This window comes from Pigmentiphaga sp. (genome assembly GCF_019689535.1).
Classification (GTDB): Bacteria; Pseudomonadota; Gammaproteobacteria; order Burkholderiales; family Burkholderiaceae_B; genus Pigmentiphaga.
This window is the reverse complement of the sequence record NZ_JADGHH010000028.1, coordinates 1-24,730: the sequence shown is the minus strand read 5'-3', so window position 1 is coordinate 24,730 and position 24,730 is coordinate 1. Positions and strand designations below refer to the sequence as shown.

The following is a 24,730-nucleotide window of genomic DNA, read 5'->3' as shown; positions in this document are numbered from 1 at the left end:
GCCGAAGCGGCCCTAGTCCAGCGCTCCGTCTGGCGACGGCAACGTGACGACCTTGGAGAACTGCTCGACGGGCTTCTTGCCCGGGCCGTGGGCCAGGAAATTGTTGGGATTGACGGCCACGCCGCCCACCCGCACCTCGAAGTGCAGGTGCGAGCCCGTGGAACGCCCGGTGCTGCCGACCAGAGCAATGCGCTGCCCGCGCTTGACCAAGTCCCCGGGCTTGACCAGTAGCTTGGAGGCGTGGGCATAGCGGGTGACCAGGTCGTTGCCATGATCGATGTCGATCATGTAGCCGTATCCCCGGTGGTATTCCGCAACCTGCACCACGCCGCCGGCCGCCGCGACGATCGGCGTTCCGACCGGAGCCACGAAATCCACGCCCTCGTGCAGGGAGCGGGTGCCGGTGAAGGGATCGACGCGCCAACCGAAAGACGAACTGTTAAACCCTTGGGATACAGGCATCGCGGTGGGGGTCATGGCCTTGCGCACCGACAGCGTGGTGAGCTGGGCATCGAGCACGCTGAGGTAATCCGCCCGTTCCTTCAGCTGGGCCTCGAGCTTGTCGAGCTCCGAGCTCACGTCCTGCGGCGACATGGCTTGGGACGAAACCAGCAGGCCGCCTCGGCCGGGCACCCCCTTGGCGGAAAACGCGGGCGTCACGCCGGCCAATCCCGCCACCCGCTCGCCCAGGGCATCGAGCTGCATGAGCTTGGCCTGCATCTCGCCCACCCGCTTGGCGAGCAAGTTCAGGTGCTCCCGCATGACGGCCTGTTGACGGGCTTCCTCCCGCTTTTGCTGGGCCAACGTCGTTTCGCCATCCGGCGACTGAGAGAATCCGGATATCACGGCGTGCAGGAGCAGGGCTCCCATGACCACGACGGCAACGACTACCGCGATCATCCCAGCAATCAGCCTGGGGGTCAGCGCCAGCGTCCGGGCCTCGGACAGACGCGGATGCACTATGATGATCTGCACGGAACGTGCCTCCTGCAGTAAAGACGCGCCTTGCTCGGCGCCCCGTTTCCTTTTGATCAATCCCAATACTTCTGGGGTTTCGTCCTCGACATGTTTCGCAATCGACCCGCCAACCCGACGACCAGGCGGCGTAAACAGACCTACACCGATCCCGCGCAGGAGACCGCTGCGCTGGCATGCCTCGGGCGCGACGGCAAGGGAGCAAGCCTTTTGGGCACGGCCCGGCGCCTGATGGACTTGGAACGTTTGGTACGCGATACCCTTCCGGCCCCGCTGGGCGAGTCGTGCCACGTGCTTCGGTTCGAAGAGGGCAACCTGACCCTAGGTGTGCCTGCCGCGACGCATTCGGCCAAATTGCGCCAGTTGGCGCCCCGGCTGGTCGCAGCCTTGGAAAGGCAAGGCTGGCAGGTTAACGGAATCACCGTCCGCGTTCAAGCAACGCTTACCCGGCTGTCCGAGGGAGAACCCGCATCGGCGACGCCCCCGGCTCCGCCCCGCGAATTCTCCGAGCAGGCCCGGAAAGCCTTCGCGGAGCTCCATGGGCGGTTACGTGCCGGCCCGCTGGCCGATGCGGTGGCCAAACTGCTCAAGAACGAGCCCCCGCCCGGCTGACCGACGCGGGCCGAGCCTCCGCCCGCAATGGTGGGGTCAGGCCGTGACCCAGTCTTCGCGAAAGGCGAGCGGCGCGGCCGCCTTGGATTCGAAAGTCGCGATTTCCCAGGCGTCGCGCTGCGCCAGCAGCGTCCGCGCGAGCTGGTTGTTCAGGCCGTGGCCGGACTTGTGGGCCACGTAGCGCGCGATCAGCGGCTTGCCGACCAAGTAGAGATCCCCGATCGCGTCCAGGATCTTGTGCTTGACGAACTCGTCTTCGTAACGCAGGCCGTCGTTGTTCAAGACCCGGTATTCGTCCATCACGATCGCGTTGTCCAAGCTGCCGCCCCGGGCCAGGCCGGCGGCGCGCAGGTTCTCGACGTCCTGCATGAAACCGAAGGTCCGCGCCCGGGCGATTTCCTTGATGTAGGAATGCCGCGCGAAATCGATCTCGGCGAAATTGGAAGTGGCGTCGATGGCTGGATGGTGAAAATCGATGGAGAACGCGAGCGCGAACCCGTCATACGGTTCCAGCCGCGCCCACTTGGCCGAAGCCCCCTCGCCTTCCCGCACTTCGACGGGCTTCAAGACCCGGATGAACTCCTTGGGGGCGTTCTGCTCCTCGATGCCCGCCGATTGCAGCAAGAACACGAAGGTGCCAGCGCTCCCATCCATGATGGGGACTTCCTCGGCGGTGAGGTCTACGTGCAGGTTGTCGATGCCCAGGCCCGCGCAGGCGGACATCAGGTGCTCGACAGTCGATACGCGGACGTCCCCTTTCTGCAGCACTGATGCCATGCGGGTATCGCCAATGGCCATGGCCGAAGCGGGCAGGTCGACCGGCTCGGGAAAATCGATGCGATGGAAGACGATGCCCGTATTGACCGCGGCCGGACGCAGCGTGATTTCCACTCGCCGGCCGGAATGCAGTCCGACCCCGGTCGTGCGGGTGACGCTTCGTATGGTTCGCTGGCAAAGCATGGCGGCGAGGTATCCGGGTTAATACTATATTGTAGCGGCTCCGACCTAGGTCGGCGGCGGGAAACAGAACCGTCTCCCGCAAGAACCGCGCCTCCCATGGGCGGAGCACCCCTGGGGCACCGCCTAGGAAAGCAAGCCCGCCGCGGAGACAGCGGGGAAGCGACGTGACAGCGGCTAGATTTACAGCTGGTTGAGCAGCGTCTCGGCGTCGCTGACTTCGTATTTGCCGGGTGCCTCGATGTTCAGCAGCTTGACCACGCCATCGTCCAACAGCATGGAGTAACGCTGCGAGCGGATGCCCATGCCGCGCTCGGTCAGGTCCAGTTCCAGGCCCAATGCCTTAGTCCACTTGGCCGAACCGTCGGCCATCATGCGGATCTTGCCCTGGCTGCCCTGCTCCTTCGCCCACGCCCCCATGACAAAGGCATCGTTGGTGGCCACGCACCAGATCTCATCCACGCCTTTGGCCTTGAGCGCGTCGTGATGCTGCAGGTAACTGGGCACGTGCTTGGCCGAGCAAGTGGGCGTGAAGGCACCCGGCACGGCGAACACCGCAATCTTTTTGCCTTTGACCAGATCCGCCACCTGGAATGCGTTCGGCCCGAGCGAGCAGCCCTCGGTTTCTACCGCGATGAACTCGGTCAGGGTGCCATCGGGGACTCGATCGCCTACTTTGATGGTCATGGGAGGACTCCTTGTTATTTGGGTGAGAACGGGAAAGAAACACCGGAAAGGCAGTATAGGACGCGAACGCCCGTCCATGGACGACCAGCGGGCAAAAAAAGTGTCCGGCGGCAACCGTACCGCCTAACGCACCCCGGGCTTGAAAGCGAAAGTGCGGGGGGCACCGCAACGCCATGCCCGCCCGCACCTCCGCGGCCTAGTCCATTGGATGAACGACGACCGCGCCTCCGGTGGTCGTATCAGCCTTTCGCCTTCAGTCGGCTTGCTTGCGCAGGAACGCCGGGATGTCCAGGTGATCCATGCCCGAGCTTTCCAAGGCCTGCACGCGCATGGAAGCATCGCGCGGATTGCGGAAGACCGTGGGCGTGTCGTAGTCATGGTAGTTGGTGTTGCCAACCATGGCGTTGTAGGCGGGAACGTTGTCGGTTCCGGTGCGCAATTGGGGCATGGCATTCTGCACCAGTTGCGGCTTGACCTTATTGCGGCCCAGGCCCGTGGCGACCACGGTCACGCGCAGGTCTTCGCCCATCGCATCGTCATACGCCACGCCGAAGATCACGGTTGCATCTTCCGCGGCATAGCTGCGGATGGTGTCCATGATCTCGCGGGTTTCGCGCATCTTCAGCGAACGGCTCGCGGTGATGTTCACCAGCACGCCGCGGGCGCCGTTCAGGTCGATGCCCTCCAGCAGCGGGCACGCGATGGCCTGCTCGGCCGCCACGCGCGCGCGGTCCACGCCGCTCGCGATGGCCGTGCCCATCATGGCCTTGCCCTGCTCGCTCATGATCGTCTTGACGTCTTCGAAGTCGACGTTGACGTTACCGTCCACGTTGATGATCTCGGCGATGCCCGCGCAAGCGTTGTGCAGTACGTCGTCAGCGGCCTTGAAGCAGTCTTCCTGCGTCGCATCCTCGCCGAGCAGCTCGTACAGGTTTTCGTTGAGCACGACGATCAACGAATGCACGTGCTGCGACAGCGCCTCGATGCCTTCCTCGGCCATGCGCATGCGCTTGGCGCCTTCGAAATGAAAGGGCTTGGTCACCACGGCCACCGTCAGGATGCCGAGCTCCTTGGCGACTTCCGCCACCACTGGGCCGGCCCCCGTGCCGGTACCGCCGCCCATGCCCGCGGTGATAAACACCATGTGGGCGCCCTGCAGGGCATCACGGATTTCTTCGCGAGCGGTCTCGGCAGCGGCGCGCCCTTGCTCGGGCTTGGCGCCGGCGCCCAACCCGCTGCGGCCCAGACGGATCTGGACCGGCGCATTGGTGTGGGCGAGCGCCTGGGCGTCCGTGTTGGCGCAGATGAAGTCCACGCCTTGCACGCCACGGCGGATCATGTGAGCGACGGCATTACCGCCCGCGCCGCCCACGCCCACCACCTTGATGACCGTCCCGCGGGAATCGGTGTCTAGCATTTCGAATTTCATAGGAACCTCCGGAGTGTCTGGCGTTTTGGTGGCGGCTGGAAAATGTGAAATGTGAAATGTGATCGGGCTGAATCGACCAAGGACCCCGCCATGGGATCGCGCTTCACGTTTCACCTTCCCCGGTCACGCACCTCCTAGACTCAAAACAAAAAGAGTTGAAGACGAACTACAAAAAACAAAGAACTTGAACTGCCCCGGCCAGCTTGCGATGACCGGTACCGACCTACGCAACATGGTTCAAAGAACAGGCACTACTTCAAGAAAAACGTTGGACTCGAAGGACTGCACAGTGTCAAAGAACGTATGCGACGGGGCATCGCGTCAAAAATTCCCCAAAAACCACTCTTTCATACGAGCGAAAATCTGTGACACATTTCCCGTCTGCTGCGCCGCCTTGCGGCCGCGCATGCGCTGCATGCGGGCTTCGGCCAGCAAACCCATCACGGTGGAGAAGCGCGGGCTGCGAACCACGTCCGCCAGGCTGCCGGAATACTCGGGAACGCCCAGCCGCACGGGTTTCAGGAAAATGTCTTCCGCCAGCTCCACGATGCCTGGCATCTGCGACGTGCCGCCCGTCAGCACGATGCCCGACGACAGCAGCTCGTCGTAGCCCGACTCGCGGATCACCTGTTGCACGAAGGTGAACAACTCCTCCACGCGCGGCTCGATCACGGCACCCAGTGCCTGGCGCGACAGCTGGCGCGGCCCCCGGTCTCCCAGGCCAGGCACCTCGATGCGATCGTCCGGGCTGGCGAGCACCTGCTTGGCCACGCCATAGCGCAGCTTGATTTCTTCTGCATCGGGCGTGGGCGTGCGCAGCGCGGCGGCAATGTCGCCGGTGATCTGGTCGCCGGCGATGGGGATGACCGCGGTATGGCGTATCGCGCCGCCCGTAAAGATGGCGATGTCGGTCGTGCCGCCCCCGATGTCCACGAGCGCCACGCCCAGCTCCTTCTCGTCCGGGGTCAGGCAGGCAAGGCTCGAGGCGAGGGGCTGCAGTATCAGGTCCTGCACTTCCAGGCCGCAGCGGCGCACGCACTTGACGATGTTCTGCGCCGCGCTGACCGCCCCCGTGACGATGTGCACGCGCACTTCCAGGCGGATGCCGCTCATCCCTATCGGCTCACGGATGTCTTCCTGCCCGTCGACGATGAATTCCTGCGTCAGCACGTGGAGGACTTGCTGGTCGGTCGGGATGTTGATCGCCTTGGCCGTTTCGATGACGCGTGCCACGTCGGCGGCGGTGACTTCCTTGTCTTTGATCGCCACCATGCCGCTGGAATTGAAGCTGCGGATGTGGCTACCGGCAATGCCCGTGAACACGTCGCGGATCTTGCAGTCGGCCATGAGCTCGGCCTCCTCCAGCGCCCGCTGGATGGAGTTCACCGTGGTTTCGATGTTGACGACCACGCCCTTGCGCATGCCGCGCGACTCATGCTGCCCCAGACCGAGCACTTCGAAGCGCCCCTCAGGCAGCATCTCGGCCACCACCGCCACCACTTTGCTGGTGCCGATGTCGAGGGCCACGATCAGATCCTTGGTTTCACGAGTCATGGTCTTTTTCGGTTAGGTTGCATGGTTGATGCAGGTTTCCTGGTAAGGGAGTCGGCGCCGCCGGCCGGCTTGGCGGTGGTGACCGCGAACCCGTTCGGATAGCGCAGGTCCGCGTGCTCCACGCGGCCGATGCGCGCTTCGATGACAGGGATCGCCTGCACGAAGCGCTGCACGCGCGCCTCGAGCGAAGCCGTCTCGCCGCCCGGCGCCGTGGTCGGCTCGCGCCCCAGGTCGATCACGGCGCCGTTCGAGAGCTGCACTTGCCACGCATAGCGCGGCGTGAGCACGACTCGTCGCGGTTCGAGCTTGACCGGCGCGAACCAACGCAGCAGTTCCGCATAGCGCTGGGCCACGAGCTTCTCCGAGCCGTCCGGCCCGCCGAATACCGGCAGCTCCCGGTCGTCCTCGGCTTCGCCCAAATTGGCGGTGAACGACTCGCCGTACGTATTCAGCAGCCGGTTCTCGTTCCATATCCCGAGCGTCTGATGCTCCTGGATGGTCACGACCAGCGAATGGGGCCACTGCCGCCGCACGGAGGCCTGGCGCACCCAAGGCACGGTCTCGAACACCTGCCGGACCTGCTCCAGGTCCGCAGTAAAAAAGTTGCCCATCAGCCGGCCGGAGATGGTGGCGTGCACGCTCGCCGGCGTCACGTGCTGGAGCGTGCCGTCCTCGGCTTCGATCCATATCGCCTGCAATGCGAACACCGGCCGCTGCGCCAGCCACACCAGCGCGCACGCCCCCAGCACCATCGCCGCGGCGAGGTACAGGGTATTGGCGATCAGGTTCAGGGTTCGGGCGTCGTTCCACACAGAGTGTCCGATTCAAGCGCTTACGAAGGCCGGCCGGAAATCTTGCAGCGTGCACCCCGCAGGATTTCCACGCACAAGGCTTCGTAGCTCATGCCGCTGGCGGCGGCCGCCATGGGCACCAGGGAATGGCCGGTCATGCCGGGCGATGTATTGACCTCCAACAAATACGGTTGATTATCGGCATCGAGCATCACGTCGACGCGCCCCCATCCCTCGCATCCCAGCGCGCGGTACGCCGCCTCGCTGATCTCCTGGACGCGGCGCGTCACGTCCTCGGGCAGCGGAGCCGGGCACAGATAGCGGGTATCGTCCGTAAAGTATTTGTGTTCGTAGTCGTAATTGCCTTCGGGGGCCACGATCTCCACCACGGGCAATGCGCGCGCCTGCGCACCCGAGCCGAGGATGGCCACCGTCAGCTCGCGCCCTTGCACGAACGCCTCGGCCAACACCTGCTCGTCGTACTCGGCCGCGAGCTCGTAGGCGGCACGCATGGCGTCCCCGTCTTCCACCTTGGTCACGCCTATGGTGGAGCCTTCGTGGGGCGGCTTGACGATCAAGGGCAGCCCGAGCTTGGCGGCAACCGCCAACAGGTCGCTTTGCCGATCCAGTACTTCGAAGCGGGGCGTGGGCAGTCCTTCGTTCATCCAGATGCGCTTGGTCATGGTCTTGTCCATGGCCAGTGCAGAGGCAAGCGGCCCGCTGCCGGTATAAGGCACCTTCAGCAATTCAAGCGCGCCTTGCATGGTTCCGTCTTCGCCATAGCGGCCGTGCAGCGCGATGAATACCCGGTCGAAACGCTCTTCGGCGAGCTCCGCCAGCGAACGCACGCCCGTATCGAAAAGATGCGCGTCGACGCCGGCGCTGCGCAACGCCTGGTGCACGCCGGTGCCGGACATGATGGACACCTCGCGCTCGGCGGATTTGCCGCCGTACAAAACTCCGACTTTGCCAAACTGCGCGCTCATTGATGTGTCCTTTCCTGATTCGATGTCGCGGCGAACATTGCCCCGATCCTGGCCGGCATGTTGCCGATGGAGCCGGCGCCCATGGTGATGACGACGTCGCCGTCGCGCGCGAAATCGACGATGGCCTGCGGCATGTCGGCGATGTCCTCGACGAACACCGGCTCGACCCGTCCCGCCACGCGCACGGCACGAGCCAGGGACCGTCCGTCCGCCGCCACGATGGGCGGCTCGCCGGCCGCATACACCTCCGCCAGCAATAACGCGTCGGCCGTTCCCAGCACTTTGACGAAATCCTCGAAGCAATCCCGTGTGCGTGTGTAACGATGCGGCTGGAAAGCCAACACGATGCGCTGATTGGGATACGCGCCACGGGCGGCGGCAAGCGTGGCCGCCATTTCCACCGGATGGTGTCCGTAGTCGTCGATCAGCGTGAAGCTCCCCCCGCCGTGTTCGGCCGAGACGGGGAACACGCCCACGTGCGTGAAGCGCCGGTTCACGCCATGGAAGGACGACAGCGCTTCGCGTATCGCGTCATCGGATACGCCCAGCTCGGTGGCAACCGCGATGGCGGCCAGTGCGTTACGCACGTTGTGCTCGCCGGGCAGATTCAGCACGATGTCCAGCGGGGGCAGTTCCACTTGCCGGTCGCGCCTCAGGGCGGTGAAGCACATGCGCGGCCCGTCCGCGCGCACGTCCACGGCCCGCACTTGCGCATCGGCGCCCAGGCCGTAAGTCGTTACCGGGCGCGACACGAAAGGCAGGATCTCCCTCACGTTGGCGTCGTCGATGCACAGGACTGCCGTGCCGTAGAACGGCATGCGCTGCGTGAATTCGACGAATGCGCTCTTGAGCCGTGCGAAGTCGTGGCCGTATGTGTCCATGTGATCCGCATCGATGTTCGTGATAACCGACATGACGGGCAACAGATTCAGGAACGACGCATCCGATTCGTCGGCCTCCACCACGATGAATTCGCCCTGCCCCAGCTTGGCGTTGGCGCCCGCGGAGTTGAGCCGGCCGCCGATGACGAAGGTCGGGTCCAGGCCTCCCGCCGCCAGCACGCTGGCGATCAGGCTGGTCGTCGTTGTCTTGCCGTGGGTGCCCGCCACCGCGATGCCGCGCTTCAGGCGCATCAGCTCGGCCAGCATGACGGCGCGCGGCACCACCGGGATGCGCTTGTTGCGGGCCGCGATCACCTCCGGATTGTTGCCAGCCACCGCCGTGGAGGTGACGATGGCGTCCGCGCCCTCGATGTTTTCGGCGCTGTGCCCCTGCATGATGCGGGCGCCCAGCGCAGCCAGGCGGCGGGTCGTCGCGGTGTCGGCGAGGTCGGAACCACTGATGCGGTAGCCCAGGTTGAGCAGCACCTCTGCGATGCCGCTCATGCCCGAGCCCCCGATGCCGACGAAATGGATGTTCCTGATTCGATGTCTCATGATGTTCAGCGTCGCACCGCCGCCTCGCAAATGTCTGCGATCCGCTCCGTCGCGTGCGGATGCGCGAGCGCTCGCGCGCGGGCAGCAGTTTCGGCCAATTCGGCCCGATTGCGTTGGCGCAGCCAACCGGCTAGCCATGCAGCCGTCAAGGCCGACTGCGGCTGCAGCCATCCGGCCTGCGCATCGCTCAAATATTTCGCATTGGTCGTCTGGTGATCGTCCACCGCGTGCGGGAACGGGACGAACAGCGCGGCGACCCCCGCCGCGCAGACTTCGGCCACCGTCATCGCGCCCGAACGGCAGATCACCAGGTCCGCATCGGCATAAGCGCTTGCCATGTCGGCGATGAACGCCCGGCAGTCCGCCTCGACGCCTGCAGAGGCATAAGCCGCCCGCAGTGCTTCGATGTGTTTTTCGCCGGCCTGGTGCACCACCTGCGGCCTTTGGTCCGGCGGCAAGGCGGCCACGGCCCGCGGCACGACCTCGTTGAGCGCCTGTGCGCCCAGGCTGCCGCCCACGACCAGCAGGCGCAATGGCCCCTGGCGGCCGGCGAAGCGCTCCTCGGGCGGTGCCACCGCGGCCACTTCCGGGCGCACGGGGTTGCCGGTCAACTCGCCCGGCAGCGCACCGGGGAATGCCGTCAACACCCGGTTCGCCCACCGCGCCAGCACGCGGTTGGTCATGCCGGCGACGGAATTCTGTTCGTGCACCACCAGCGGCGTGCCGAGCAGGCGCGCCATCAGGCCGCCGGGCAGGGCCACATACCCGCCCATGCCGAGCACCACGTCCGGCCGGTACCGGCGCAGGCCGCTCCATGCCTGCGCGGCTGCCCTCGCCAAGGTGAAGGGGAGTTTGAGCAACGTGGCGGGACCCTTGCCACGCACGCCGGAAAAACGCACCGGCGCGATGGGAATGCCATGCTGGGGAACGAGCCGCCCTTCCATGGCGTCGGGATTGCCCATCCACACGACGTTCCAGCCACGGGCCCGCAGTGCGCCGGCCACGGCAAGCCCGGGCATGATGTGCCCGCCGGTCCCGCCGGCCATCACCATGAGCGTGCGGGACGCGGCGGCCAGCGTCCGCGCTTCTTCCTGTACACGCTTGGCCTGCAGCGGAAGAGCGTTCATAGGCGCCCTCCCCGCATCAGTATCCGGTTCTCGTAATCCACGCGCATCAGCACGGCGAGCGCGGCCAAGCTGGCGATGATGCTGGAGCCGCCGAAGCTCATGAACGGCAGCGTCAGCCCCTTGGTGGGCAAGAGGCCGAGGTTGACGCCCATGTTGATCAGCGCCTGCACGCCTATCCACAAGGCCACCCCTTTGGCCACGAGGCCGCTGAACACCCGGTCCATGGCGATCGCCTGGCGCCCGATCTCGAAGCCGCGGCGCACGATGACGAAGAAGAGCAGGATGACGGCCAATACGCCCACGAAGCCCAGCTCCTCGCCGATGACGGCAAGCAGGAAATCGGTGTGGGCTTCCGGCAGATAGTGCAGCTTTTCCACGCTGGCGCCCAGGCCGACGCCGAACCATTCGCCCCGCCCGAAAGCGATCAGGGAATGCGACAACTGATAGGCCTTGCCGAGCGCGTTGGCTTCGGACCACGGGTCGAGATAGGCGAACAGCCGCTCGCGGCGCCACGGTGCGGCCCAGATCAGCAACAGGAAGGTCGACACCAGCACGGCCGTCAGGCCGCCGAACAACTTGCCGTTGATGCCGCCGAGGAACAAGATGCCCATCGAGATCGCGACGATGACGACGAATGCACCGAGGTCCGGCTCTAGCAGCAACAGTACCCCGGTGGTTGCCATGGCCGCGGCCATGGGCAGGAAGCCTCGCACGAAATTCTGCATGTAAGCCTGCTTGCGCACCGTGTAATCGGCTGCGTAGACCAGCACCGCCAGCTTCATCAGTTCGGAAGGCTGGAAGTTGACGAAGCCCAAGGGCAGCCAACGGTGCGAGCCGTTCACTTCCTTGCCGATGCCAGGGATGAGCACCAATATCAGCAGCAGCAACGCGCCGCCGAAAATGGTCATGGAAAACTTCTGCCACACGTCCATGCGGATCGTGAACGTGGCGGCGGCCACGATGACGCCGAGCGCCAGATAAGCCGCGTGGCGGATGAGGAAGTGATAGTTGCCGTAGTTCGCGAACTTGGGGGAATCGGGCAGCGCGACGGACGCCGAATACACCATGACCAGGCCGAGCAGCAGCAAGGCGATCGCGGATGCCACGAGCGCCGCATCGTAGTTCAGCATGCGCGTGCGGCTCGGCCGCACGGCATTGACGCTTCCGGTCAGTTCGGAGAACAGGCTCACCTCACACCTCCCCCCGGTCCGCCGCGAGCGTGTGCACGGCGTCGACGAACACGTCGGCACGATGCTTGTAGTCGCGGAACATGTCGAAACTTGCGCAGGCCGGCGAGAGCAAGACGGCATCGCCCGGCTCGGCGCGATCCAGGGCTGCCGTCACGGCCGCCGCCATGTCCTCGCACTGGACCAGCGGCACGCCCGCGCTGCCCAGCGCCTCGGCCATGGCCGGCGCGTCCCGCCCGATCAGCACCACGGCGCGGGCGTGCAGCGCCGCGGCACGGGCCAGCGGCGAGAAATCCTGCCCTTTGCCCACGCCGCCCGCTATGAGCACGCAGCGCTGCCCAAGCCCCTCCAGGGCTGCCACGGTAGCGCCGACGTTGGTGCCCTTGCTGTCGTCATAGAAGTCCACGCCCGCGATGCTGCGCACGAACTCCACGCGGTGCGGCTCGCCGCGATACTCGCCCAGCGCCCGCAGCAGCGGCGCCCACGGCAGCCCCAAGCTGCGGGCCAAGAGCAACGCTGCCTGGGCGTTCAAGGCGTTGTGCATGCCGCGTATGTGCAGTGCATCGACCGGCATCAGGCGGTTCAGGCGCCCTTGGGGCCGCGTCACGGGCACCCCTTTCTTGCGCTTGGCGGGAGGCGACTCGAAGTCGTCCGGCGCAGATTCGGCGAGCCATGCGACGCCATGGCTGTGATCCAGGCCGAGGTCGCCCGTCGAGACCGGCGCGTCGCGCCCAAAACTGCGGACATGCTCGCCATCCAAGCGCTCGACCATCTTCGCCACGGCAGGATCGTCCCGGTTGACAATGGTTACGGCCGAGGCAGCCAAGAGCTTGGCCTTGGCCGCGCCATAGGCTTGCATGTCGCCGTGCCAATCCAGGTGGTCCTGGGTGAGGTTCAACACGACGCCGGCATGGGGTTTGAGCGAGTGCGTCGTTTCCAGCTGGAAGCTGGAGAGCTCCAGCACCCAGACCTCCGGCAGCCTGTCCTCTTCCAGCGCCGCCATCAAAGCGGTCAACGCAGCCGGACCGATGTTGCCGGCCACGCCCACGGAGCGGCCCGCGGCCTCGATGAGGCGGCCGGCCAGCGCGGACACCGTCGTCTTGCCGTTGGTGCCGGTCACGGCAAGCACGTGCGGGGAGTAGGCACGCGTGACCGAAAGATCCGCGAGCGCCTGCGCGAACAGCTCGATCTCACCGATCACCGGTATGCCGCGCTCGCGTGCGGCCTCGACGAGTTCGCGTGCCGGCGCCGAGCGGGGCGACAGCCCCGGGCTGATCACCACCCGTTCGATGCCATCAAGCAGTTCCGGATCAAAACTCGGTTCGCCGTCGCGCTCGCGCAGCGCCGCGCCCCCCAAGCGAAACTCCGCGTGCTGCGCGACCTCGCGCAGCGCGTCGACCCCTGCCGGCGCGGCGCGCGAATCGACCACGCGCATCCGCCCACCGGACCGGGCGCACCAGCGCACGACGGCCGAGCCCGTTTCCCCCAGGCCCAGGACCAGGGTGAACGGCGCTTGCGCGACGGACTCGACAGGGGCTTCCATGTTCAACGATACGCCTGACACTTGACGATTAACGCAACTTCAACGTCGCCAGCCCGATCAGCACCAGCATCATGGTGATGATCCAGAACCGGACGACGACCTGGGTTTCTTTCCAGCCGCTGACCTCGAAATGGTGATGCAGCGGCGCCATCTTGAATATGCGCCGGCCCTCGCCGTAACGCTTCTTGGTGTACTTGAACCAACTCACCTGCAAGATGACCGACAGGGTCTCCACCACGAACACACCGCCCATGATGAAGAGCACGATCTCCTGCCGCACGATCACGGCGATCGTCCCGAGCGCGCCGCCGAGTGCGAGCGCGCCCACGTCGCCCATGAACACCTGCGCGGGGTAGGCGTTGAACCACAGGAACGCCAGCCCTGCGCCACCGATCGCGGCGCAGATCACCATGAGCTCCGAAGCGCCCGGGATGTACGGGAAGAGCAGGTACTTGGAGTAGTCCACGCGGCCGACCACGTATGCGAATACGCCGAGCGCCGTTCCCACCAGCACGGTGGGCATGATGGCCAGCCCGTCGAGGCCGTCGGTGAGGTTCACCGCATTGCTGCTTCCGACGATTACGGCCCAAGTCAGTGCGATGAAGCCGATCACGCCCAAGGGATAGCTCACGCTCTTGAAGAACGGCACGATGAGGTCGGCGCGCTCGGGGAGGTGATAACCGAAGCCGCCCGTGACCCAGTCCACCAGCAGCTTCCATGTCCCGGCGGCATCGGGAGCCGATATGGCGAACGCCAGGTAAACCGATGCCACCAGCCCAATCAGCGTCTGCCAGAAAAACTTCTCGCGCGCCGGCATCCCTTCTGGATCGCGGCGCACCACCTTGCGGTAGTCGTCAGACCACCCTATCCAGCCGAAGCCGAACGTCACCAGCAGCACGACCCAGACGAAGCGGTTGCTCCAGTCGGCCCACAGCAGCGTGGAAACGCCGATGGCGATGAGGATGAGCGCCCCGCCCATGGTGGGCGTGCCATTCTTGATCAGGTGCGATTCTGGGCCGTAGCTGCGCACGGCCTGGCCGATCTTGAGCGCCGTCAACTTGCGGATGACCGCCGGCCCGGAGATCAGTCCGATGAGCAACGCCGTCGCGCACGCAAGCACTGCGCGCAGCGTGATGTAGTTGAACACCGAGAAAGCCCGGTAGTCCTCGGACAACCATTGGGCCAGTTCAAGCAGCATGCTTATTACCAATAGAAGAATGATCCGACGAGCGGCCGGCCTGCAATGCCTGCACCACCCGCTCCATGCGCATGAAGCGCGAGCCCTTCACCAATACGGATGCCGGCTGAATCGCCATGACGGCCGAAGCCAGCTGCTCGACCCCATCCGCATGCAAACTGCCGCTGCCAAACGCCTGCGCGGTGGCGCGGGTCGCCTCGCCCAGGGCGAATAGCGCATCGATGCCCCGCTCTTTCGCGTAGGCCCCGACTTCCGCGTGCATGGCCGGCCCCTGGTCTCCCACCTCTCCCATGTCACCCAACACGAGGGCGCGCGGCCCGGGCAGGGAGGCCAGCACGTCGATCGCAGCGCGCACCGAATCGGGGTTGGCGTTGTACGTATCGTCGATCAGCAGTGCACCGCCGGGCAGGCGATGGCGCTGCATGCGTCCCTTGACCGGCGCAAAATCCGCCAGGCCGCGGGCGACGTGCGGCAGGTCCACGCCCGCGCCGAGCGCGCACGCAGCCGCGGCGAGGGCATTGCGCACGTTGTGCATGCCGGCTGCCGCCAAGGTGACCTCAGCCTCGCCATCCGGCGTGCAGAGCACGAAACGGGTCGCGAAAGGCTCGGGGCGAATATCCCGCGCGCTGACCTCGACGTCTCCGACCAGGCCGAAACGCAGGCACCGCCGGGAGCCCGCGAGCTCGGCCCAGATCGAGGTGTAGGCGTCGTCGCCGGGGAACACTGCCACACCGTCGGCAGCGAGCGCCGAGATGACGGCTCCGTTCTCGCGTGCAACTGCCTCCACGGTGTGCATGAATTCCTGATGCTCACGTTGGGCATTGTTCACGAGCGCCACCGTAGGCGCGGCGATGCGCGCCAACTCGGCAATCTCCCCGGGGTGATTCATGCCCAGCTCGACCACGGCGCTGCGATGGGCGTCGCGCAGCCGCATGATCGTGAGCGGGACCCCGATGTCGTTGTTCAAATTGCCTTGCGTGGCAAGGCGCTGCGGCTCGCCGTAGCGCGCCGCGAAAATCGCGGCGATCATTTCCTTGGTGGTCGTCTTGCCGTTGCTACCGGTCACGCCCACCACCGGAATCGAAAAACGGCTGCGCCATGCGGCCGCCAAGTCGCCTAGCGCCCGGCGGGTGTCGGCCACCACGACCTGCGGCAGGCCTGCGTCCTGCACGGGGCGCTGCACCACCGCCGCGACGGCTCCCGCCTCACCTGCGGCCCGCACGTACGCGTGACCATCGAAGCGCTCGCCGCTCAACGCCACGAACAGCTCGCCCGGCATAACGTTGCGGGAATCGGTGCCGACGCCGCTGAATACGACGCCGTCGGCACCGGCATTCCCGTGCACCACGCCGCGCATGGCACGGGCGGCGTCAGCCAGCGTCATCAAGCCAGTCTCGACGGGATCGGCGCAATACGCAGCCAAGGCCAGCGCCGCCTGTTCGACGTCCGAGAATGGATGGCGCACGCCCCCGACTTCCTGATAGGACTCATGCCCCTTGCCCGCCAGCAGGATCACGTCCTCCGGACGGGCGCGGCGCACGGCGTCGCGGATGGCGCGCGCCCGGTCCGGGTCGGACGACACCGCTCGCCCCGCCGGCACGCCCGCCAGGATCTGGTCGATGATGGACTGGGGCAACTCGCTGCGGGGGTTGTCGCTGGTCACCACCACGATATCGGCATGCTCGCACGCCGCCTGCGCCATCTGCGGGCGCTTGCCTGGATCGCGGTCGCCGCCGCATCCGAACACGCAGATCCGGCGTCCGCCGCGGGCTTGGGCGACGGGCGCCAACGCTTCCAGCGCGCGTGCCAGGGCATCCGGTGTGTGCGCATAATCAACGACCACCAACGGTCCGCCCTCACCCGGAAGGCGTCCCGGGGCTGCCACGGCCTGCAGCCGGCCCGGAGCCGGTTGGGCCGACGACAGCGCCGCCGATACGCGCTGCACGCTCCAGCCCAGCTCCAAGAGCACCCCCCCCACCGCCAATAGATTGGACACGTTGTGGGCGCCGAGCAGCGGCGTCGAGATCTGCACCGACTGCCCTTGCCACGTCAGCGTGAACACCATCCCATGGCTGGTGGCGTGCAGGTCGGAGGCCACGAGCGCGCGCCCGCCCTCGTCGGCCGGAACATCCCCGAGGGCATATTCGGTCAGTGCCGCCGGCGTACCGCGCGCGCGCAGTGCTTGGATCAACCGCCTGCCCGCCTCGTCGTCGCGGTTCACGACGGCGGCGGATACGCCCTCCCACGCAAAGAGCTTGGCCTTTTCCGCCTCATAGGCCGCCATGTCGCCGTGGTAGTCGAGATGATCGCGCGTCAGATTGGTAAACACGGCGATGTCGATGTGCAAGCCGTCGAGGCGGCCTTCGGCGATACCGATGGAAGACGCCTCGATGGCAACTGCCTCCACCCCGTCGCGCCGCATGTCGGCCAGGGCGCGATGCAGCGCCACGGCGTCGGGCGTGGTCAGGCCGGTAGACAGTGAGCGCGAGCCGCCGTCTGCGCCCGGTATTTGTATGCCCAGCGTTCCGATGGCGCCGCAGGGCATGCCCCCTTCCGTCAAGGCACGGGCGATCCACTGCGCGCAGGAGGTCTTGCCGTTGGTACCGGTCACGGCGATGACGCGCATCTCGCGCGAAGGCTCGCCGTACCAGCCCGAGGCAATGGCGCCAAGCGCGGGCTTGAGGCCAGCTGCCGGCAAACCCGGAACGCCTTTATCCGCCAGGGTCTGCAAGAGCACCGCGGTCCGCCCGGGGTCCACGTCGTCGAAGACGATCGCGCCGGCGCCGCGCTCGAGCGCCTGGCCAATGAAATCGCGGCCGTCGCTGCGCGCACCGACATAAGCGAGGAAAACGTCGCCCGCCTGCACCGCCCGGGAATCCAGGCGCAGGTGCGAGCCCGGCGAGGCGCGGCCGTGCAGCCAGTCAAGGACCATGGAGGCAGTAGACGTCGCCGGCGTCACAGGCTGTCCTCCAGGGGATGCTCGGGAATCACCAGCGATTTGAACGGTGCATCGGGCTCCACGCCGAGTATGCGCAGCGTCCCGCCGGTGATCTTGGAGAACACCGGCCCGGCCACCGCGCCGCCGTAAATGCTGCCGGCAGAGGGTTCGTCGATCATAACCGCCACCACGATGCGTGGGTTGGAAACCGGAGCGAACCCAGCGAACGAGGCGACATACTTGGTGACGTACACGCCATTGACGATCTTGCGCGCCGTGCCCGTCTTGCCGGCCACCCGGTAGCCCATGACCTGGGCCTGTGCGGCCGTGCCGCCGGGGCCGACCACCGCTTCCAGCATCTGCCTCATGGTGCGCGCCGTCTTGGGCGAGAAAACGCGCGTGCCCGGGGCCGGGCGATCAGTCTTCAAGAAGGTCAGCGGAACCGTGTCGCCGTCCCGCGCAAACACGGTATAGGCTTGCGCCAGTTGCACCAGCGAGACCGACAAGCCGTAGCCATAGGACATGGTGGCTTTCTCGATGGGCTTCCACTTTTCATAGGGACGCAGCCGCCCCGCCACCGCACCGGGAAAGTCGAGCTTGGGAACCTGGCCCAGGCCGAGCTCGGTGTACTTCTCCCACATCTCTTTGCTTTCCAGGCGCTGCGAAATCAGCGTGGTGCCGATGTTGCTCGACTTCTGCACCACGCCCGCCACGTCCAGCTTGCCGTAGCCGTGGGTGTCGCTAATGGTGCGCCCGTAAAAATTCATCCGGCCGTTGCCGGTGTCGACGACGGTGTTCGGCTGCACCCGCCCGAGGTCCAGCGCCAACGCGATCGAGAATGGCTTGATGGTAGAGCCGGGTTCGAAGGTGTCTGTCAGCGCGCGGTTTCGCAGGCGGGGCCCGGTCAGCGTCTCGCGCTGGTTCGGGTTGTATGTGGGCAGATTGGCCAAGGCAAGGATCTCCCCGGTGCGCGTATCCACCACGATGGCGGCGCCGCCCTTGGCCTTGTGGCGCTCGACTGCTTCTTGCAACTGCGAAAACACTAAGTACTGCACCCGGGTATCAATGGACAAGGTCAGGTCGTGACCGTTGGCCGGTGCACGTACCGCCTGTACGTCCTCGACTACCCTTCCCAGGCGGTCCTTGATGACCCGGCGGCTGCCAGGACGGCCTGCCAATTGAGCATTGTAGGCCAGCTCGATTCCTTCCTGCCCGCGATCCTCGACGTTGGTGAAACCCAGCACATGGCCGAGCACTTCGCCCTCGGGGTAATAGCGCAGGGTCTCGCGCTGCTGGTGGATGCCATCGATGCCCAGCGCCGCCACCTTCTCGGCAATCTCGACCGGAACCTGGCGCTTCAAGTAAACGAAGGTCTTGTCTTCGTTGGCAAGCTTGCGCTGCAGGTCCCGCAGCGGCGTGTCCAGCAGCTTGGCGAGCTCGGCCAGCTTGGCCGGGGGTGCCTTGACGTCTTCGGGAATCGCCCATACCGCGCGCGCCGGAATGCTGGAGGCCACCACCACCCCGTTGCGGTCGGTGATCTTTCCCCGGGACGCCGGCAAGACCAGCGTACGCGCGTAGCGCGACTCGCCCTGCTTTTGCAGAAATTCATTCGAAAGCCCTTGCAGATACAAGGCGCGCAGCACCAGCACTGCAAAACCAGCAAAAAGCAGGAAGAGGACGAAGCGGGACCGCCACGCGGGCAATTTCAGGCTCAGGACCGGGTTCTCGGACGAAAAACGCACGCGCTTCATCGTGCACCTCTCGCGGGAGACTTGGCGGGTACGGGAACGCCAGGAGGCCCGTAGGGCAGCAAGGCCGGACCGCCCTGGCCGTCGCGCGACTGCGCCAGGTAGATCGTGCGGGCAGGCGTGACCGGCTCCATCTTCAGCGTGGTGCGGGCCACCTTATCGATCAGGGCGTGTTTCGCGTGATCGGTCTGCTCGAGCTGCAGCCGCCGCCATTCCACGTCGAGGTCGCGCGCCGCAGCCTGGGCACGCTCGAGCTCCACGAAGAGACTGCGCGCTTTGTACTGGCTGCTGACCAGCGACAACGCGCAGCCTACCAAGGCGGCCGTCAGGACGAAGAGCAGGCGCCCCATGCCGGCCACCTATGCGCAAGCGAGGAAGTGGGCGCGCGGCGTGCGCGTCCGGGTCGAAGCGCGCCGACGGCCGGACGGCACGTCGGGGGCTTTCAGGAACGCCTTGCCGCCTTCGGCCGGCAAGGCTACGTGCGTGCGTTCAGCCACGCGCAGCACTGCGGAACGGGCGCGCGGGTTTTGCTGGATCTCCTCTTCACTGGGCAGGACGCGGCCGACCGAAACCAACACCGGCTGCGGCCGCTCGCTCTCGCGCAGCGGCAACCGGGCGGTCTCGGCGCCGGGCCGCGACGCGGCAGCGATGAATTGCTTGACGATGCGGTCCTCCAGCGAATGGAAGCTGATCACGGCCAACCTCCCGCCGGGGACCAGGAATTCGAGCGCGGCGGCTAGCGCGCGCGGGAGCTCCTCAAGCTCCTGATTGAGGTGAATCCGTATAGCTTGAAAGGTGCGGGTCGCAGGATGCTGGCCCTTTTCCCTCGTGCGGACGGCGCCAGCCACGATGTCGGCAAGCTCGCCTGTGGTCGTGATAGGCCGTTTCTCGCGGCTAACTGCAATCGCCTTTGCAATCTGGAAAGCAAACCGTTCTTCACCATAGCGTGCTATGACCTCTCGCATTTCGTCTACGCTCGCGTGAGCGAGCCATTGCGCGGCGGTCTCGCCGCGCGTGGTGTCCATCCGCATATCGAGCGGGCCGTCGCGCATGAAAGAAAATCCGCGCTCCGCGTCGTCGATTTGCGGCGAAGAAATACCCAAATCCATCATCAGGCCGGCGATCCGGTCGATCCCTAGCCTGGAGAGCTCCTCCGCCAACGCGCCAAAACCAGCATGTACGACCGTGACGCGCGCATCGCGCTCGGCCAGCGCACGGGCCGCTTCGATCGCCTGGGGATCCTTGTCGAAGACCACCAGGCGCGCCTCCGGCCCCAGCCGCGCGAGCAGGGCGCCTGAATGCCCTCCCCGGCCGAAAGTCGCGTCGACCCACACCCCGGCGCCCACGCCGTCGGCAGGTACGGCCAACGCGTCTATCGTCGGCTCCAACAACACGGGCCGATGCATGAATGGGGTCGTCACGGCGTCAGAAAGAAAACTGGTTCAGAACTTCGGGCATGCCTTGCGCCAGCATTTCCTGCTCGCGCTGGGCCAAAACGGCAGCGTCCCACAGCTCGAAGTGCGCACCGAGACCGAGCAGCATGACGTCGCGGCTCAGCGAAGCCGCGGCACGCAGTTCGGGAGCGATCAGGATGCGGCCCGCGTTATCGAGCTCCACGTCCTGGGCGTTGCCCAACAGCAGCCGTTGCAGCGCGCGCGCCTGCATCGGAAATGCGGCGATCTGTTCGCGCTTCTCCTCCCAGATGGGACGGGGGTAGATCAGAAGGCAACCGTCGGGATGGCGGGTCAGCGTCAGGCGGCCTTCGGCCTGGGCGATCAGCGCGTCACGATACCGGGTAGGGATCGAGACCCTTCCCTTCGCATCGAGCGTGAGCGCGCTGCTGCCCTGAAACACGACCCGTCACCCCACTTTTTTGCACAAAATTCTACTATTTCCCACTCTAAAGGAGGGACTAAGCGGGGTCAAGCCGGCCCAAGCCGATTTTTTCATTAGTAACAAGGACTTAGCCGCACTTCCTCAACATCCATATTGCGAAATATTCCGAAAAATCAGGACATTGGAAGGTAAAGTGAAGGTAGGGTCTGAAGAACACCGGTTGCACCGCGGCGGGGCGCAAGAACGTAACAAAAAGCGAGCAAAGAAAGAGAGGGGAGAACAGCCCGGGAGGGGGAAGGAGGCGGGCGCAGGCCCCGGCGTACTCATTCACGCCGAATCCGCGCACGGAAGTTGATGTATATCCGTCGGAGATGCCCTGGAACGCCGAAACAAGGCAAAGCAGATCGATAGGCCGGATTCTGTACACGGGTTGCCCCGCGGGCAGTCATTCCTCTAGGCCGTCCGTTGCCGAACGGCTCAAGCCACCTACCCGCATGCTCGGACGGACCGCCCTGTGCGGCGCAAGGCCGCGCGCATGCCTATTTGGTGTTGCTCCGGATGGAGGTTGCCGCGTTTCACCCTGCAGCGACTCGCCGCGGCCAGGCCGCGCGAACGGCACGGAGTGGCCGTGCCGGAGCGGAGCTCGCGCCCCGCCCTCTCTGCAGACTCGTCTCTGTGGCCCTATTCCTCGGCTTCGCGCCGCGCACTCGCGTGCCCGGCGATCGCCGGACGGCTGTTAGCCGCCATCCTGTCCTGCGGAGTCCGGACCTTCCTCGGCGCCGGAGGCGCCGCGACTGCCTGATCTGCTCTGCTTCGTTATTATAACGGTGGCCGGGGCGGCCCGGGCGGAAGACTTCCGTATCGTCGTAAAAGGCCGGCGTCGTGTTTTCGGGCCACCAGCCAGGCAGCCCCAACACCGGCAGGGGGCAGAGGTCGCGCGTATTGAAGAAAGGCCAGTTTTCCAGCCAGTCCGCCACCAATCGGTCGATGGTTGCCCTGCGCTGGTGGGGCGACGCCCGGAAATACGAGTCGTCGACCGGAATGATGAGGGTGTGCGCGGTGATGGACTTGTAGGGTCGGACCAGCTTTTCAAGCAGGCCGTGCCCGACCACCCAGGGCTCGGTCTGCATCAGCGTCGCGGTACGGCGCTCGACGAACAGCGTGCGCCAGTCGAAGCGACGCAGCGCCTGGGCCAAGTCGTCATTGGAGCAGGCCAGCACGAGCCCGTTCTCGTCGAAAATCGTCACCGCATCGCGCAGCGCCCCGCGGCCGGCCGAAGCGTCGGCCGTTTTTTTCAGCGCGCGCGCCTGCAACGCATTCAACCTTGCCTTGATCTGTGGAAAGGCAAACCACACCAATCCGTTGAAGAGGTCGTGCAGGTTGTCCCGCGTCGGCACCCGTCCGGTTTGATAGATGTGGGTTTCGTAGGCCCGCCCCTCGGGCAGGTCGGAAGGCGGCACGAAAACGAGCGCCTTGCCCGAGGCCAACCTCATGCGCCCCCTCGGGTCGCCGCCCGGCTCGCCTGCCGTCAAGAGCCGGTTCAGCCGATCGCACAGGGGCTCGTCGCCAGCGGGCGCCAGCAACTCGCCCTTGTGCGCGATCGCGGCGAACCAGGGCTGCCCCCAATCAATGGCCGTCAGGTCGACACCCGCCATGGCAGCGTCTCCCCGCCGGCGAGCGGCACGATGGTTTGCTGGCCGAAAGGCAACTCATCTGGGATGCTGAATGCTTCCCGCTCCAGCCGAAGCGTGCCGGTATTGCGCGGCAGACCGTAGAAATCCGGTCCATGAAAGCTCGCGAATGCTTCCAGCGCATCCAATTTGCCGGCGGCTTCGAAGGCCGTGGCATAAAGCGCCATCGCGTGCAGGCCGGTAAAGCATCCGGCGCAGCCGCAGGCGTGCTCTTTCAGGCCCCGCGCGTGCGGCGCGCTGTCCGTGCCGAGGAAAAAGCGCGGGTTGCCACTGGTGGCGACCTCCACCAGGGCCTGGCGGTGGGTCTCGCGCTTGAGCACGGGCAGGCAATACCAGTGGGGACGCATCCCGCCCTGGAACAGGGCATTGCGGTTGTAGAGCAGGTGCTGGGGCGTGATGGTTGCCGCGATCGGTCCCTCCGCATCGCGTACGTATTGCGCGGCATCGGCCGTGGTGATGTGCTCGAACACCACCTTCAGCGCTGGGAACGCGCGGCGCAGCGGCATCATCACGCGATCGATGAACACCTTCTCGCGGTCGAACACGTCGATCGCCGGGTCGGTGACTTCGCCATGCGCCAGCAGCGGCATGCCGACCTTTTCCATGGTTTCCAGCACCCTGGCGCAGCGGCCGAGCAAGTCAGTCACGCCGGCGTCCGAATTCGTGGTCGCCCCCGCAGGATAAAGCTTGACAGCATGAACCGCTCCGGAATCGCGCGCGCGGAGGATTTCCTCTGGGTCCGTGTTGTCGGTCAGGTAAAGCGTCATCAACGGCGTGAACGAAGAGGCTTGCGCGCCGCCCTTGCGCAGCGCCGCCAAGATGCGTTCGCGGTACGCCAATGCCTGCTCGGTCGTCGTGACCGGTGGCTTGAGGTTCGGCATGACGATGGCTCGGGCGAACTGGCGCGCCGAATGCCCGACGACGGCCTCGAGCGCTTCGCCGTCGCGCAGGTGCAAATGCCAATCGTCAGGGCGGGTGATGGTGAGGGTGGAAATAGTCATGGATGCGGCCACTGCTTGTCGGGACGGCCTGCCTTCGGGCGCGAACGCCGCACCCGCGTCGGCCCGGTCATTTCATTTTAAGGGATGGAGGCGCGCCCGCCTCAATCGACGACCGGCATGCTCCGCTCGACGATCGCCGCCAGGATGCCCGCACCGATCGGGATCACCGAGTCGTTGAAATCGTAGCTGCTGCTATGCAGGATGCAGCCGCTCTCCGCGCCCCCCTGCCCGAGCCGGAAATACGCGCCCGGCCGGCCCTGCAGCATGAGCGAGAAGTCCTCGGCGCCCATCGAGGGCGTCAAATCGCGGATGACGTTTTCCTTGCCGAGGATGGCGCTCGCCACGTCCGCGACGAAGTTCGCCTCGCGGGGGGTATTGATCGTCGCCGGATAAATGCGCTCGTAGGTCAGCGTCGCGGTGGCGCCAAAGGCGGCTGCGATCGAGGAAGACAGCTCGCGCAAGCGATTCTCGATCATCTCTTGCACCGTGCGGCGGAAGGTCCGCACGGTGCCCACCAACCGGGCTTCGCGCGGGATGACGCTCATCGCGCCGGGGTTGCCGGCCTGTACCGAGCAGATGGACACGACGGCCGAATCAAGCGGATTCACGTTGCGCGCCACGATGGACTGCGTAGCCGTGATGATCTGCCCCGCCGCCACGATGGGATCGATGGTCAGGTAAGGATGGGCGCCATGGCCGCCGCGCCCTTCGATGACGATCTCAAAGCGGTCCGATGCGGCCATCATGGGCCCGGGATTGATGCCCACCTTGCCTGCCGGCAAAGCCGGCCAGTTGTGAAGCGCGTAAATTTCGTTACAAGGGAAGATCTCGAACAGGCCATCTTCGATCATGGCGCGGGCCCCGCCCAAGCCTTCTTCGGCCGGCTGGAAAATCAACACCGCCGTGCCGTCGAAATTGCGCGTCTTGGCCAAGTACCGGGCCACGCCCAGCAGGATTGCGGTATGGCCGTCATGTCCGCAGCCGTGCATCAACCCAGGCCGGCTCGACCGGTGGTCGAAGGCGTTGTCCTCGCT

The 24,730-nt window shown here is 65.8% G+C and carries 20 protein-coding genes, 1 other RNA gene and 1 pseudogene; 1 reads left to right on the top strand and 21 read right to left on the bottom strand.

The features are described from left to right. Positions 1–12: 12 nt before the first annotated feature. Positions 13–975: a M23 family metallopeptidase gene (locus IRZ12_RS04235; protein ID WP_296464575.1), complete on the bottom strand. Its 963-nt coding sequence runs from the start codon at positions 973–975 to the stop codon at positions 13–15. Positions 976–1,065: 90 nt separating this feature from the next. Here IRZ12_RS04235 and IRZ12_RS04230 point away from each other — a divergent pair, with 90 nt between their 5' ends. Beyond that, complete coding sequence (locus IRZ12_RS04230) at positions 1,066–1,587, top strand: DciA family protein (protein WP_296464572.1); 522 nt, start codon at positions 1,066–1,068, stop codon at positions 1,585–1,587. A gap of 36 nt (positions 1,588–1,623) precedes the next feature. On the opposite strand, the gene lpxC is transcribed toward IRZ12_RS04230, so the two are convergent. From lpxC to IRZ12_RS04130, 20 genes and pseudogenes are all read right to left on the bottom strand, one after another. Next, on the bottom strand, positions 1,624–2,547 hold the full coding sequence (gene lpxC / locus IRZ12_RS04225; RefSeq protein WP_296464569.1) for a UDP-3-O-acyl-N-acetylglucosamine deacetylase: 924 nt from the start codon (positions 2,545–2,547) through the stop codon (positions 1,624–1,626). 180 nt (positions 2,548–2,727) lie between these two features. Beyond that, positions 2,728–3,231, bottom strand: a complete 504-nt coding sequence (locus tag IRZ12_RS04220) for a peroxiredoxin (protein ID WP_296464566.1) — start codon at positions 3,229–3,231, stop codon at positions 2,728–2,730. Positions 3,232–3,484: 253 nt separating this feature from the next. Next, complete coding sequence (gene ftsZ, locus IRZ12_RS04215; RefSeq protein ID WP_296464563.1) at positions 3,485–4,660, bottom strand: cell division protein FtsZ; 1,176 nt, start codon at positions 4,658–4,660, stop codon at positions 3,485–3,487. 321 nt (positions 4,661–4,981) lie between these two features. Continuing rightward, positions 4,982–6,214, bottom strand: a complete 1,233-nt coding sequence (gene ftsA / locus IRZ12_RS04210; protein WP_296464559.1) for a cell division protein FtsA — start codon at positions 6,212–6,214, stop codon at positions 4,982–4,984. Beyond that, complete coding sequence (locus IRZ12_RS04205; RefSeq protein ID WP_296464557.1) at positions 6,211–7,026, bottom strand: cell division protein FtsQ/DivIB; 816 nt, start codon at positions 7,024–7,026, stop codon at positions 6,211–6,213. Before IRZ12_RS04205 ends, ftsA begins: the two co-directional genes overlap by 4 nt. 20 nt (positions 7,027–7,046) lie before the next feature. Next, the gene (locus IRZ12_RS04200; protein ID WP_296464554.1) at positions 7,047–7,991 is read right to left on the bottom strand and encodes a D-alanine--D-alanine ligase; all 945 of its coding nucleotides are present in this window, start codon (positions 7,989–7,991) and stop codon (positions 7,047–7,049) included. Next, on the bottom strand, positions 7,988–9,427 hold the full coding sequence (murC, locus tag IRZ12_RS04195) for a UDP-N-acetylmuramate--L-alanine ligase (RefSeq protein WP_296464551.1): 1,440 nt from the start codon (positions 9,425–9,427) through the stop codon (positions 7,988–7,990). Before murC ends, IRZ12_RS04200 begins: the two co-directional genes overlap by 4 nt. A gap of 5 nt (positions 9,428–9,432) precedes the next feature. Beyond that, complete coding sequence (gene murG, locus IRZ12_RS04190; protein WP_296464549.1) at positions 9,433–10,554, bottom strand: undecaprenyldiphospho-muramoylpentapeptide beta-N-acetylglucosaminyltransferase; 1,122 nt, start codon at positions 10,552–10,554, stop codon at positions 9,433–9,435. After that, entirely contained in the window at positions 10,551–11,744 is a 1,194-nt protein-coding gene (gene ftsW / locus IRZ12_RS04185) for a putative lipid II flippase FtsW (protein WP_296464546.1), read from the bottom strand. Before ftsW ends, murG begins: the two co-directional genes overlap by 4 nt. A 1-nt stretch (position 11,745) precedes the next feature. Further along, on the bottom strand, positions 11,746–13,284 hold the full coding sequence (gene murD, locus IRZ12_RS04180) for a UDP-N-acetylmuramoyl-L-alanine--D-glutamate ligase (RefSeq protein WP_296464543.1): 1,539 nt from the start codon (positions 13,282–13,284) through the stop codon (positions 11,746–11,748). Between the two features lie 28 nt (positions 13,285–13,312). Continuing rightward, positions 13,313–14,482: a phospho-N-acetylmuramoyl-pentapeptide-transferase gene (gene mraY / locus IRZ12_RS04175; RefSeq protein WP_296464540.1), complete on the bottom strand. Its 1,170-nt coding sequence runs from the start codon at positions 14,480–14,482 to the stop codon at positions 13,313–13,315. Beyond that, positions 14,472–17,414, bottom strand: coding sequence for a bifunctional UDP-N-acetylmuramoyl-L-alanyl-D-glutamate--2,6-diaminopimelate ligase MurE/UDP-N-acetylmuramoyl-tripeptide--D-alanyl-D-alanine ligase MurF (gene murF, locus IRZ12_RS04170; RefSeq protein ID WP_296464537.1), 2,943 nt, complete (start codon positions 17,412–17,414; stop codon positions 14,472–14,474). Before murF ends, mraY begins: the two co-directional genes overlap by 11 nt. Positions 17,415–17,437: 23 nt before the next feature. Then, entirely contained in the window at positions 17,438–19,171 is a 1,734-nt protein-coding gene (locus IRZ12_RS04165) for a penicillin-binding protein 2 (protein WP_296464534.1), read from the bottom strand. Beyond that, complete coding sequence (gene ftsL, locus IRZ12_RS04160; RefSeq protein ID WP_363322225.1) at positions 19,168–19,518, bottom strand: cell division protein FtsL; 351 nt, start codon at positions 19,516–19,518, stop codon at positions 19,168–19,170. The genes IRZ12_RS04165 and ftsL overlap by 4 nt, the downstream gene beginning before the upstream one ends. A gap of 9 nt (positions 19,519–19,527) precedes the next feature. After that, positions 19,528–20,574: a 16S rRNA (cytosine(1402)-N(4))-methyltransferase RsmH gene (gene rsmH / locus IRZ12_RS04155; RefSeq protein WP_296464532.1), complete on the bottom strand. Its 1,047-nt coding sequence runs from the start codon at positions 20,572–20,574 to the stop codon at positions 19,528–19,530. A gap of 19 nt (positions 20,575–20,593) precedes the next feature. After that, entirely contained in the window at positions 20,594–21,022 is a 429-nt protein-coding gene (mraZ, locus tag IRZ12_RS04150) for a division/cell wall cluster transcriptional repressor MraZ (RefSeq protein WP_296464529.1), read from the bottom strand. A gap of 374 nt (positions 21,023–21,396) precedes the next feature. After that, positions 21,397–21,814: RNase P RNA component class A (gene rnpB, locus IRZ12_RS04145), an RNA gene on the bottom strand. A gap of 38 nt (positions 21,815–21,852) precedes the next feature. Then, a pseudogene (locus IRZ12_RS04140) lies at positions 21,853–22,497 on the bottom strand (DUF3025 domain-containing protein); the annotation flags it as partial. A gap of 143 nt (positions 22,498–22,640) precedes the next feature. Next, on the bottom strand, positions 22,641–23,696 hold the full coding sequence (pyrC, locus tag IRZ12_RS04135; RefSeq protein WP_296464524.1) for a dihydroorotase: 1,056 nt from the start codon (positions 23,694–23,696) through the stop codon (positions 22,641–22,643). Positions 23,697–23,797: 101 nt separating this feature from the next. Then, a partial coding sequence (locus IRZ12_RS04130; protein ID WP_296464521.1) for an amidohydrolase occupies positions 23,798–24,730 on the bottom strand: 933 nt, incomplete at its 5' end.

Excerpts from the sequence above, each read along its gene's own strand:
- ftsA (WP_296464559.1), bottom strand. The coding sequence starts at position 6,214 with ATGACTCGTGAAACCAAGGATCTGATCGTGGCCCTCGACATCGGCACC.
- rsmH (WP_296464532.1), bottom strand. The coding sequence starts at position 20,574 with ATGCATCGGCCCGTGTTGTTGGAGCCGACGATAGACGCGTTGGCCGTA.
- ftsL (WP_363322225.1), bottom strand. The coding sequence starts at position 19,518 with ATGGGGCGCCTGCTCTTCGTCCTGACGGCCGCCTTGGTAGGCTGCGCG.
- lpxC (WP_296464569.1), bottom strand. The coding sequence starts at position 2,547 with ATGCTTTGCCAGCGAACCATACGAAGCGTCACCCGCACGACCGGGGTC.
- IRZ12_RS04220 (WP_296464566.1), bottom strand. The coding sequence starts at position 3,231 with ATGACCATCAAAGTAGGCGATCGAGTCCCCGATGGCACCCTGACCGAG.
- mraY (WP_296464540.1), bottom strand. The coding sequence starts at position 14,482 with ATGCTGCTTGAACTGGCCCAATGGTTGTCCGAGGACTACCGGGCTTTC.
- IRZ12_RS04165 (WP_296464534.1), bottom strand. The coding sequence starts at position 19,171 with ATGAAGCGCGTGCGTTTTTCGTCCGAGAACCCGGTCCTGAGCCTGAAA.
- IRZ12_RS04230 (WP_296464572.1), top strand. The coding sequence starts at position 1,066 with ATGTTTCGCAATCGACCCGCCAACCCGACGACCAGGCGGCGTAAACAG.
- IRZ12_RS04200 (WP_296464554.1), bottom strand. The coding sequence starts at position 7,991 with ATGAGCGCGCAGTTTGGCAAAGTCGGAGTTTTGTACGGCGGCAAATCC.
- murG (WP_296464549.1), bottom strand. The coding sequence starts at position 10,554 with ATGAACGCTCTTCCGCTGCAGGCCAAGCGTGTACAGGAAGAAGCGCGG.
- murF (WP_296464537.1), bottom strand. The coding sequence starts at position 17,414 with ATGGTCCTTGACTGGCTGCACGGCCGCGCCTCGCCGGGCTCGCACCTG.
- murD (WP_296464543.1), bottom strand. The coding sequence starts at position 13,284 with ATGGAAGCCCCTGTCGAGTCCGTCGCGCAAGCGCCGTTCACCCTGGTC.
- pyrC (WP_296464524.1), bottom strand. The coding sequence starts at position 23,696 with ATGACTATTTCCACCCTCACCATCACCCGCCCTGACGATTGGCATTTG.
- ftsZ (WP_296464563.1), bottom strand. The coding sequence starts at position 4,660 with ATGAAATTCGAAATGCTAGACACCGATTCCCGCGGGACGGTCATCAAG.
- murC (WP_296464551.1), bottom strand. The coding sequence starts at position 9,427 with ATGAGACATCGAATCAGGAACATCCATTTCGTCGGCATCGGGGGCTCG.